This is a genomic window from Dietzia sp. E1 (genome assembly GCF_014145015.1).
In the GTDB taxonomy this organism is placed as follows: Bacteria; Actinomycetota; Actinomycetes; order Mycobacteriales; family Mycobacteriaceae; genus Dietzia; species Dietzia cinnamea_A.
In genome coordinates, this window is sequence record NZ_JAALDU010000287.1 from 1 (window position 1) to 9,853 (window position 9,853).

Consider the following 9,853-nt stretch of genomic DNA (forward strand, 5'->3'; position numbering starts at 1 on the left):
ATCGGCGGAGCGCTGGTCGTGCGAACCGGCGATCCAGCCCGCGTCATCCCCGGGCTGGCCGCGCTCACCGGTGCGCGCGAGGTGCACATCAGCCGTGAGTCCACGCCCTACGGACGACGCCGGGACACACGGGTCCGGGCCGCGCTCGAGGCCGACGGCCGCCGGCTGGTCGAGACGGGGTCGCCGTACGCCGTCGGACCCGGTCGCGTTCTCAACGGCAGCGGCCGCCCGTACGCCCGGTGGCGGGCCTTCCTCGAGGACGACCTCGAGGACTACGGGCGGCAACGCGACCGCCCCGATCTGGACGCCACGAGCCGTCTGTCCGCTCCGCTGAAGTACGGAGAGATCCACCCGCGCACGATCCTCGCCGACCTCGGGGCGCACCCCGCCGCCGACGGCGAGGGGGCCCGCCGCTTCGTCACCGAACTCGCGTGGAGGGAGTTCTACGCCAACGTCCTGTGGCACCAGCCCCGGTCCGCGTGGAGGGACCTGCGTGACGCCTTCGCCGGGATGCCCTACGACCGGGGCCCCGAGGTGGACGACCTCGTCGAGGCCTGGCGACGGGGCCGGACGGGATTCCCGTTCGTCGACGCGGGCATGCGTCAGCTCCTCGCGCAGGGGTGGATGCACAACCGCGTCCGGATGGTCACCGCGAGTTTCCTGGTCAAGGACCTGCACGTGTGGTGGCCGGTCGGTGCCCGGCACTTCCTCGACCACCTGCTCGACGGCGACCTCGCCTCCAACAACCACGGATGGCAGTGGGTGGCCGGAACCGGGACGGACGCCTCACCGTTCTTCCGGATCTTCAACCCGGTCACCCAGGGGCAGCGCTTCGACCCGGACGGGGACTACGTCCGCCGGTGGGTCCCTGAGTTGCGGCATCTTCCCGGGGCGGCCGTGCACGAGCCCTGGCGGTGGCCCGACGGGCACGATCACGGGTACCCCGAGCGGATCGTCGACCACGCCGAGGAGCGGCTCGAGGCGCTGCGCCGGTACGACCTCGTCCGGGACCGCTCCCGCTGAGCGGGCGGGGGTCAGTCGTCCGCGAGCCGGAACTCGAAGAACCGGTCGATCCCCAACTCGGCCGCAGCGGAAGTGCCGTCCGACTCGATGTAGCCGACGTACTCGGCGTAGGCCCGCCACTGGCCCTCCAGCTGCGCCACCTTCCCCGGGTAGCGGTCGGCCAGGTCGACCAGTTCGCGGGGGTCCTCCGCGAGGTTGAACAGCTGCCATCGGTCGCCCTGGCCGTACGGGGGCGCCATCCACAGCAGTTTCCAGTCGCCGCACAGCACCGACCGGCACTCGAGCATCTCGAAGCACAGTGCGTCCAGCCCACCGCGGACCGGCTGCAGGGTCTGACCGGTGAGCATCGGCGCGAGGCTCCGTCCGTACAGCGGTGGTACCGGTCTGCCGTCGATCTCCGTGGGTCGGCGGACCCCGGCCAGGTCGAGCATGGTCGGCAGGATGTCGGCCACGTGCAGCAGTTCGTCGGTCACCACGCCTTCCCGGGTCACCGGACCTCCGGCCACGATGAGCGGCGTCTGGGTGCCGCCCTCGTAGGTGGTGGTCTTGAAGTACGACAGCGGGGTGTCGGCGACCTCCGCCCATGCCCCGCCGATCGAGACGAACGACCCTATCCGGCCCATGTTGGCCACACTGTTGTCGAATTCGGCCTCGATCGTCTCGACGGTGTTGGGCTGGTAGAACTCCGGCTGCTTGGGGTTGGCGCCGTTGTCCGAGAGGAAGAACACGACGGTGTCCTCGCGCTTCCCGAGCTGGTCCAGCTCGTCGAGCAGGCGCCCGAGCTCGTGATCCATCCGCTCGATCATCGCCGCGTAGATCTCCATCTTCCGGGCCTCGCGCTGCCGGTCGTGCTCCGACAGGTTCTCCCAAGTGGGGAACAGGCCGCTTCCCGGATTGACCTCGAGGTCGGAGGAGATCAGGCCGATCTCTTTCATCCGCTCCATGCGCTCGTGCTTGATCGCCTCGTAGCCGGCGTCGTAATGACCGGCGTACCGCTGCAGATCGGAATCGGGGACCTGGAGTGGGTCGTGTGGGGCGGTGAAGGCGAGGTATCCGAGGAACGGACGGTCGTCGTCGTGCTCGCGCAGGTAGCCGATCATCCTGTCGACGAACGCGGTCGAGGTGTAGAAGTCCTCGGGTAGCTCGTCGGTGCAGAAGCGGTCGTCGTCCGCGTACATCGTCTGCTTGCCCTCGAACACGCTCAGCGGTCGTGCGTCGTGGAAGTGGCTGGCGCCGCCGCCGAGAAAGGCGAAGCTGCGATCGAAGCCACGCGCCGCCGGTCGGGTGCCCTCGGTGATGCCGACGTGCCACTTGCCGGCGAGATAGGTGCGATACCCCGCGTCACGCAGGAGCTCCGCCATCGTCGGCACCGAGTGGTTGAGGTATCCCTCGTAGCCCGGCTGCATGTACTGGTTGAGCGCGTGCAGCGGCTGCATCACGCCGAGGCCCGCCTGGTGGTTGTCGCAGCCGGAGAGCAGCATCGACCGCGTGGGGGCGCAGAGGGAACTGGTGTGGAATCCGCGGAACCGGGCGCCGGACTCCGCGAGACGCTGGAGGTGGGGTGTGGCGATCTCGCCGCCGAAGGGCTGGCAGTCGGAGTACCCCATGTCGTCGACGACCACGATGAGGAAATTCGGACGGGAAGCGGTAGCGGTGGTCATGCCGCCATCCTGTCGGCTCACGCCGGCACCCGCGTGGGAATCCCCGCCCCGATCGGCGCTCGGTCGTGCCGCGGCGGAGGGTCCGACCGCGCAGTGGGGCGGACAATGCCTAGGCTGTGCGCATGAGCTCCGGAACCGACATGCCTCGCCCAGGACACGCGGCCACCGGCCGCGAGGCCGACATCAAGCCCCGAAGCCGCGATGTCACCGACGGGCTCGAGAAGACCGCCGCCCGCGGGATGCTCCGCGCGGTGGGTATGGGCGACGACGACTGGGTCAAGCCGCAGATCGGTGTGGCCTCCTCGTGGAACGAGATCACGCCGTGCAACCTCTCGCTCGACCGGCTGGCCAAGGCCGTCAAGGAGGGGACCCACGCCGGAGGCGGTTACCCGCTGGAGTTCGGCACCATCTCGGTGTCCGACGGCATCTCGATGGGCCACGAGGGGATGCACTTCTCGCTGGTCTCGCGTGAGGTGATCGCCGACAGCGTCGAGACCGTCATGAGCGCCGAGCGGCTCGACGGCTCGGTGCTGCTCGCCGGCTGCGACAAGTCCCTGCCCGGCATGCTCATGGCCGCGGCGCGGCTGGATCTGGCGAGCGTGTTCCTCTACGCCGGCTCCACCCTGCCCGGCTTCGCCAAGCTCTCCGACGGAACGGAGAAGCAGGTCACCATCATCGACGCCTTCGAGGCCGTCGGAGCGTGCTCGCGCGGTCTCATGAGCCGGGAGGACGTCGACACGATCGAGCGGTCCATCTGCCCGGGCGAGGGCGCGTGCGGCGGCATGTACACCGCCAACACGATGGCGAGCGCCGCCGAGGCGCTGGGCATGTCCCTGCCGGGCAGCGCGTCGCCGCCGGCCCCGGACCGTCGGCGCGACGACTACGCCAAGGCGAGTGGCGAGGCCGTGGTCGAGTTGCTGCGCAAGGGCATCACCGCGCGCGACATCATGACCAAGGAGGCGTTCGAGAACGCGATCGCCGTCGTCATGGCCTTCGGCGGGTCCACGAACGCGGTCCTGCACCTGCTCGCGATCGCCAGCGAGGCCGAGGTCGAACTCACCCTCGACGACTTCGCCCGCATCGGCGCCAAGGTGCCGCACCTGGCCGACGTCAAGCCGTTCGGCGCCCACGTCATGACCGACGTGGACAAGATCGGCGGCGTCCCCGTGGTGATGCGTGCGCTGCTCGACGCCGGGTTGCTCCACGGCGACTGCCTCACCGTCACCGGCCGCACCGTGGCCGAGAACCTCGCCGGCATCGCCCCGCCGGACCCGGATGGCAAGGTGCTCCGCGCGATGTCCGAGCCGATCCACCCGACCGGCGGCATCACGATCCTGCGCGGGTCGCTCGCTCCCGAGGGCGCGGTGGTCAAGTCCGCCGGCTTCGACTCGGACGTCTTCGAGGGCACCGCCCGAGTCTTCGAGCGAGAGCGCGCGGCCATGGACGCCCTCGAGGACGGGACCATCACGGCGGGCGATGTCGTCGTGATCCGCTACGAGGGCCCCAAGGGCGGGCCGGGCATGCGTGAGATGCTCGCCATCACCGGTGCGATCAAGGGCGCGGGCCTGGGCAAGGACGTCCTGCTCATGACCGACGGGCGCTTCTCGGGTGGCACCACCGGGCTGTGCGTCGGCCACATCGCCCCGGAGGCCGTGGACGGTGGGCCGATCGCGTTCGTGAGGGACGGCGACCGGATCCGACTGGACGTCTCGCAGGGGACCCTCGAGTTGCTGGTGGACGAGTCCGAACTGCGGTCCCGGCGCGAGGGGTGGGAGCCCCTGCCGCCGCGCTACACCCGCGGCGTCCTCGCCAAGTACTCGAAGTTGGTGCAGTCCGCCTCGACGGGCGCCATCTGCCGCTGAGGCGGGCCGCCCGGCGTGCCTCACCGCCCGGTGAGGTGGCGTCGGTCAGCCCCGCCTGGCCATGGAGAGCATCCCGGCCAGGGTGAGGCCGGCCTTGTTGCCGCCATCGCAGAGGATGTCGGTGCCGGTGAGGTACCCGGGCTTCTCGGACGCACAGAAGGAGAGGAGTTCGGCGATCTCCTCCGGTGTACCGAACCGCTTGAGTGCGGCCAGGCCGACCATGCGCTCCGATCCGCTCTTCTTCTCTAGACGCCCCATCTCGGTGTCGAAGCTGCCGGGGGAGACCGAGAGGACCCGGGCGTCCTTCTCGCCGAACGCGGCCGCCATGTACTCGGAATACCAGATGACGAACGCCTTGCTCAGTGAGTAGGCGGCGCCCGGAGCGCCCCGGCCCGGCGCCAGGGTCGCGATCCGGGTCAGGGCCGAGCCCATACGCTCCGGGTCGGTCGTCGCCCAGCGGAACGCGGGCACGGGCCGCAGGAACGACGGCAACAGGTGCCCGGCGATCGAGGACACGTTGACCAGAGCCGAGCCGGGGGCCGCGACGGACAGCGCCGCCTCGGTGACGTGGACCGTCCCGAGGGCGTTGATCCGCACGATCTTCTCCGCGTCGCCCATCAGGGGACTCACGCCGGCCGTGTGTACCACCGCGCGGAGTCGGCCCGACGTCTGTGCACGGGCGAAGGCCGCGTCCACGGACCCGCGGTCGGTGATGTCGCAGACCGCGCCGTCCGCCTCGACCCCCAGGGCGGCCAGACGGTCCACCGCGTCGGCGAGCCTGGCGTCATCGAGATCCGCGAGGAGGATCCGGTGATCGCGGCCCAGGATCGCGGCGGTCGCCAGGCCCATCCCGCCGGTGCCGCCGGTGATGATCGCGCTCTGATCCACGCGGGAACTCCTGTCCGTGCTCGGGCGGGCGACGATCGCGACAGAACGCGAGGTGGCGTGGTCAGTCGAGGACGGTGCCGTCGTCGAGGTGGGAGAGCGAGCCGCCGTCAGGGCGCTCCCCGGTGGCGAGGTAGACGATGCGGTTGGCGATGCTCACGGTGTGGTCGGCGAAACGCTCGTAGTACCGCGCCAGCAACGCCAGGTCGACCGCGCTGACCGACCCGTGCGGCCAGTCCTCCGACGAGATCTCCTTCATGAGGTCGGCGTGGAGTTGGTCCACGGCGTCGTCGTCGTCGTCGAGAGTCCGCGCCTTGTCGGCGTCGTGGTCGCTGAGCAGGGTCGTGAGCTGTCGGGCCATCACGCCGTCGCGGCGGGCCATCTCGCGGATGAGGGGGACGACGGGCTCGGGAACGACCGGGTGCGGATGCCGACGTCGGGCCACTCGTGCGATGTGGCCGGCGAGCGCGGACATCCGTGTGAAGTGTTCGACGATGTAGATGCCCGAGACCACCTGGCGGAGGTCACCGGCGACAGGCGCCTCGAGTAGGAGGAGCTCGAAGGCGTGCTGCTCGCTCACCTCACGGAGGTCCTCCAGTTCGGCGGCGCCGTCGATCACCTCTGTGGCGGCGACCTCGTCAGCGTCGAGCAGGGCGGCGGTGGCGCGCTCGAGCAACCGGGTGTTCGTCTCACAGAAGCGGATCAGCTGGTCCTCGAACTCGTCGAGCTTGGATCGGAAAACAGTACGCATGACACGACTGTAGTTGCGCGGTCGGGGCTCCGGCTCTCCGTTCTCCCAGTGTTCACCGCGCCGCCCTCCGGAAAGGGGGAGCCCGCCCGGGAATAGTTAGACAGAACTGTCTGTTCTCTCTACCGTGGGGCCAGACGACGAGACGACGCCCCGGGAAAGGAACACCCCCCAATGACCCTCTTCCTCTACGAGATCACCCCCTCGGCGGAGCAGCAGACCGACCCCTCCGCGCTGATCGATTCCATCGCCTCGACCCTCGCGGGCTCCGGCGCCGAGGTCATCGAGACCCAGGTGACCAAGGGCGCCTCCCGCGTCTTCACCATCATCGAGCTCCCCGACGACGAGAACGGTGCCTGCGCCGTCGAGGCACCCGCCCTGGACGCGTCCGCGATCGGTGCGGCCGAGGTCACCGAGCCCGCGCAGGTGCGTCTCGTGGGCACCGACCTCGAGACCATCAAGGCGGCCCGCCCCGAGGCCGGCTACCTGGTCGAGTGGGACATCCCCGCCGAGATCGACATGGACACCTACCTCACGCGCAAGAAGGAGAAGTCCCCGAAGTACGCGGAGATCCCCGAGGTCTCCTTCCTGCGCACCTACGTCCGTGAGGACACGGACAAGTGCCTGTGCTTCTACAACGCCCCGGACACCGACGCCGTCGTCCGCGCGCGTGAGATCGTGTCCACCCCCATCTCGCGTCTGCACGAGCTGGCATGAGCGACTCCGCGACCGACACCATCACCCACGACCTCGGGGCCTCCAGGGCCCGGCTCGCCGCCGGTGAGTTCGGCAGTGTCGACGTGGCGGGTCTCGTCGCGGTGATCGACTCCGTCGCCGCACGCGCCTCCGCGCTGGACCGGAACGAGGCGGATCTGCGTCAGGACATCGCCGCACTCGCCGACCTCGGCCTCTTCGACGTGGACCGCACGCCGGTGTCCGCCGCCGCCGCGGTCATCGAGGCGGTGGCCACGGAGAGCCTGGCCGTCGCGTTCGCAGCGTGGGCGCAGCGGATGACCGCCGCCTACCTGCGGCACTCGGCCGACCGCTCGGACGCGGCGGCCCGGACCTACCGGGCCGTCGCGGACGGCGGCCGCCCCGGCGTCACCGGGATGGCCGCTGCCCAGCGGCAGGTCGTCGGCCTCGGCAACGTCCCGATCTCCGCGACGAAGCTCGACGGGGGATACCGGATCGACGGGCCGATCGCGTGGGCGTCCAACGTCTACCCGGACAGCACGATCGTTCTCGCGGCCAACACCGAGGACGGGCGCAGCCTGGTCGTCACCTTCGACGCCTCCGCGCCCGGCGTGGAGATCCGCAATGCTCCGGACCTCCTCGCACTCAACGCGACCGCCTCCACGATGATCGGTCTGGACGGCGTGATCGTCCCGGACGAGCAGGTGCTCGGCGAGGATCTCGCCGACTTCCTCTCCGGCGTGCGCCCTCAGTTCCTGGTGCTCCAGGCCGCGTTCTGCTCGGGCGTCGCCGCCCGGTCTCTGACCGAGGCCGAGGGACGGCTCGAGGGACTCGGTGCCTTCTACTCGGACGAGCACGCCGACCTCGCTGCTCGTCATGCGCATATGCACTCCGAACTGCATCGCCTCGGTGCGGCGCCGCATGAGGCGTCGCTGAAGGATCTCCTGCTCCTGCGACTCGACGGTGCCGAGATCGCGCCGGCGGCGACCCGGCTCGAGGCCGTCCTCTGCGGGGGGATGGGGTACGCCCAGGCGGCCCCGGCGAACCGTCGCATGAGAGAGGCGGCGTTCCTTCCCGTGCAGTCGCCCTCCCAGTCCCAGCTGCGGTGGGAGCTCGACAGGCTCGGGGTCGCGCCGTGACGGCCGGAGTGCTCGAGAAGCCGGTGGCCGTCAGCGTCACGGGCCTCCAGCACCGGTTGCCCGGTGGTCGGCCGCTGTTCACCGACCTCGATCTACAGGTCCGGTCCGGCGAATCGCTCGTCCTCCTCGGCCCGTCCGGCGTCGGTAAGTCCACTCTCCTTCGGCTCCTGGCAGGGCTGGAGGAACCGGCCGGCGGCGAACTCCGTGTGGGGTCGGGCAGCACCGGCGGCGGTGGCCACTCCTATGCCGTGGTCTTCCAGAAGCCGCTGCTGTACCCGTGGCTCACGGTGCGGGAGAACGTGGCGCTGGGCGGCCGGTTCCGTGCCCTGCGAGGCCGCGTTGACGCCCGACACGTCGATGATCTCCTCGACCACTTCGGCATCACCGAGCTCGCCGACTCCCGCCCCGATCAGATCTCGGGCGGGCAGGCGCAGCGGGTCGCGGTCGTCCGTGCCGCGGCGACGCGCCCGGAGATCCTCCTCCTCGACGAGCCGTTCAGCGCTCTCGACCCGGTCACCCGGGCTGATTCGCAACGGTGGCTCGTCGGTGTGACGGCCGACCTCGGGGTCACCACGGTGATGGTGACGCATGACGTGGACGAGGCACTGGTCGTGGGCTCTCGTATCGCACTGCTCGGCTCCTCGGGCCGCGTGCAGCAGCAGTGGACGAACCCCTCCCACGGCACCACCGACTCGGATCCGACCCTGCGGGAGAGCATTCTCGCCGCCTACCGGACCGCCTGACCGCCGCGGCGATGTCTGATTCCCCCGGGGCCAGAGGCCCCCTCCTCGACCGACGCGCGCTGCTCCGGGCCGGAGGTGCCCTCGCCGTCGGGGCCGGTGCCCTCGGCGGTGCCGCCTCGCTCGGCTCGCTGGTCACGGCGGCGACGGCATCGCGGGGCGCGGCCACCGACGACCTCCGGATCGGCTACCTGCCGATCACCGACGCGGCCCCCCTGCTCGTGGCACACGGAGACGGCTACTTCGAGCGGCAGAAACTCCTCGTCGGTCGACCGGTGCTGTTCCGGTCCTGGTCGTCGCTCATGGAGGCGTTCCTCACCCGGCAGGTGGACCTCATCCACCTCCTCATGCCCTCGGCCGTCCAACTCCGGTATGTGATCGGCGCGGACGTCAAGGTGGTGAGCTGGAACCACACCGGCGGAGGGGCCATCACGGTCGCGCCGGACGTGACGGAGATCGGCCAACTCGCCGGCACCCAGGTGGCGATCCCCGGTTGGTGGTCGATCCACAACATCCTGCTGCAACGCGTGCTGCGCGCCCACGGTCTCACTCCCGTGGCGCGACGGGCCCCGAGCCGGTCGGACGGCACCGTCGAGCTCGTCGTCATGGGGCCGTCGGACATGATCCCGGCGCTCGCCACCGGCTCCATCTCGGCCTTCACCGTCGCCGACCCGTTCAACGCCGGTGCGGTCGCGCAGGGCGTCGGCTCGCTGCACATGCTGCTCGATCAGGTGTGGCGGGACCACGCCTGCTGCGTCACGGTCGTGCACCAGGAGCTCATCGACAACCGGCCGGACACCGTCCAGGCGCTGGTCGACGCCGCCGTCGCCGCGCAGCTCGGGATCACCGCGGATCGCTCCTCGGCCGCCGCGATCCTGTCCGGGAAGGGTTATCTGCCGCAGCCGCCCAAGGCGGTCGACGTGGCTATGACCGGCACCGTTCCCGACCCCGACGGCGGACCCGCGCGCAACCGGATCGACTTCCACCCGTATCCGTTCCCCAGTTTCACCGCCGAGCTGGTTCGGCAGATGCGGACGACGGTCGTCGACGGGGAGACCCGCTTCCTCGACGGCCTCGACCCCGCGGGCGTACACGGCGAACT

9 protein-coding genes are annotated in these 9,853 nt (G+C 70.4%); 6 read left to right on the forward strand and 3 right to left on the reverse strand.

Going from position 1 to position 9,853, the window contains the following annotated elements; all coding sequences use genetic code 11:
- Positions 1-1,023, forward strand: a 1,023-nt coding sequence (locus G6030_RS10290; RefSeq protein ID WP_182643049.1) for a deoxyribodipyrimidine photo-lyase, incomplete at its 5' end; no start/stop codon positions are given.
- 11 nt (positions 1,024-1,034) lie between these two features.
- Here the strand turns inward: G6030_RS10290 and G6030_RS10295 are convergent.
- A complete protein-coding gene (locus tag G6030_RS10295; RefSeq protein ID WP_182643050.1) occupies positions 1,035-2,684 on the reverse strand; it encodes an arylsulfatase in 1,650 nt (549 codons plus the stop codon).
- Positions 2,685-2,806: 122 nt separating this feature from the next.
- On the opposite strand from G6030_RS10295, the gene ilvD reads away from it, so the two are divergent.
- Positions 2,807-4,546: a dihydroxy-acid dehydratase gene (gene ilvD / locus G6030_RS10300; protein ID WP_241724293.1), complete on the forward strand. Its 1,740-nt coding sequence runs from the start codon at positions 2,807-2,809 to the stop codon at positions 4,544-4,546.
- Between the two features lie 45 nt (positions 4,547-4,591).
- Here the strand turns inward: ilvD and G6030_RS10305 are convergent, their stop codons facing one another.
- Entirely contained in the window at positions 4,592-5,434 is an 843-nt protein-coding gene (locus G6030_RS10305) for an SDR family oxidoreductase (protein ID WP_182643051.1), read from the reverse strand.
- A gap of 61 nt (positions 5,435-5,495) precedes the next feature.
- Positions 5,496-6,182: a PhoU domain-containing protein gene (locus tag G6030_RS10310; RefSeq protein WP_182643052.1), complete on the reverse strand. Its 687-nt coding sequence runs from the start codon at positions 6,180-6,182 to the stop codon at positions 5,496-5,498.
- A gap of 171 nt (positions 6,183-6,353) precedes the next feature.
- Here G6030_RS10310 and G6030_RS10315 point away from each other — a divergent pair, with 171 nt between their 5' ends.
- From G6030_RS10315 to G6030_RS10330, 4 genes are all read left to right on the forward strand, one after another.
- Positions 6,354-6,896 carry a DUF4242 domain-containing protein gene (locus G6030_RS10315; RefSeq protein WP_007629770.1) on the forward strand — a complete coding sequence of 181 codons (543 nt, stop codon included), beginning with the start codon at positions 6,354-6,356 and terminating at the stop codon, positions 6,894-6,896.
- Positions 6,893-8,011 carry an acyl-CoA dehydrogenase family protein gene (locus tag G6030_RS10320; RefSeq protein WP_182643053.1) on the forward strand — a complete coding sequence of 373 codons (1,119 nt, stop codon included), beginning with the start codon at positions 6,893-6,895 and terminating at the stop codon, positions 8,009-8,011. Before G6030_RS10315 ends, G6030_RS10320 begins: the two co-directional genes overlap by 4 nt.
- Positions 8,008-8,754 (forward strand): ATP-binding cassette domain-containing protein, encoded by a 747-nt coding sequence (locus G6030_RS10325; protein ID WP_182643054.1) that lies wholly within the window; start codon positions 8,008-8,010, stop codon positions 8,752-8,754. Before G6030_RS10320 ends, G6030_RS10325 begins: the two co-directional genes overlap by 4 nt.
- An 11-nt stretch (positions 8,755-8,765) precedes the next feature.
- Positions 8,766-9,853, forward strand: a 1,088-nt coding sequence (locus G6030_RS10330; protein ID WP_182643055.1) for an ABC transporter substrate-binding protein, incomplete at its 3' end; no start/stop codon positions are given.

Bases quoted from the DNA above. Each gene is read 5' to 3' on its own strand.
- G6030_RS10295 (WP_182643050.1), bottom strand. From the start codon at position 2,684: ATGACCACCGCTACCGCTTCCCGTCCGAATTTCCTCATCGTGGTCGTC.
- ilvD (WP_241724293.1), top strand. From the start codon at position 2,807: ATGAGCTCCGGAACCGACATGCCTCGCCCAGGACACGCGGCCACCGGC.
- G6030_RS10310 (WP_182643052.1), bottom strand. From the start codon at position 6,182: ATGCGTACTGTTTTCCGATCCAAGCTCGACGAGTTCGAGGACCAGCTG.
- G6030_RS10315 (WP_007629770.1), top strand. From the start codon at position 6,354: ATGACCCTCTTCCTCTACGAGATCACCCCCTCGGCGGAGCAGCAGACC.
- G6030_RS10320 (WP_182643053.1), top strand. From the start codon at position 6,893: ATGAGCGACTCCGCGACCGACACCATCACCCACGACCTCGGGGCCTCC.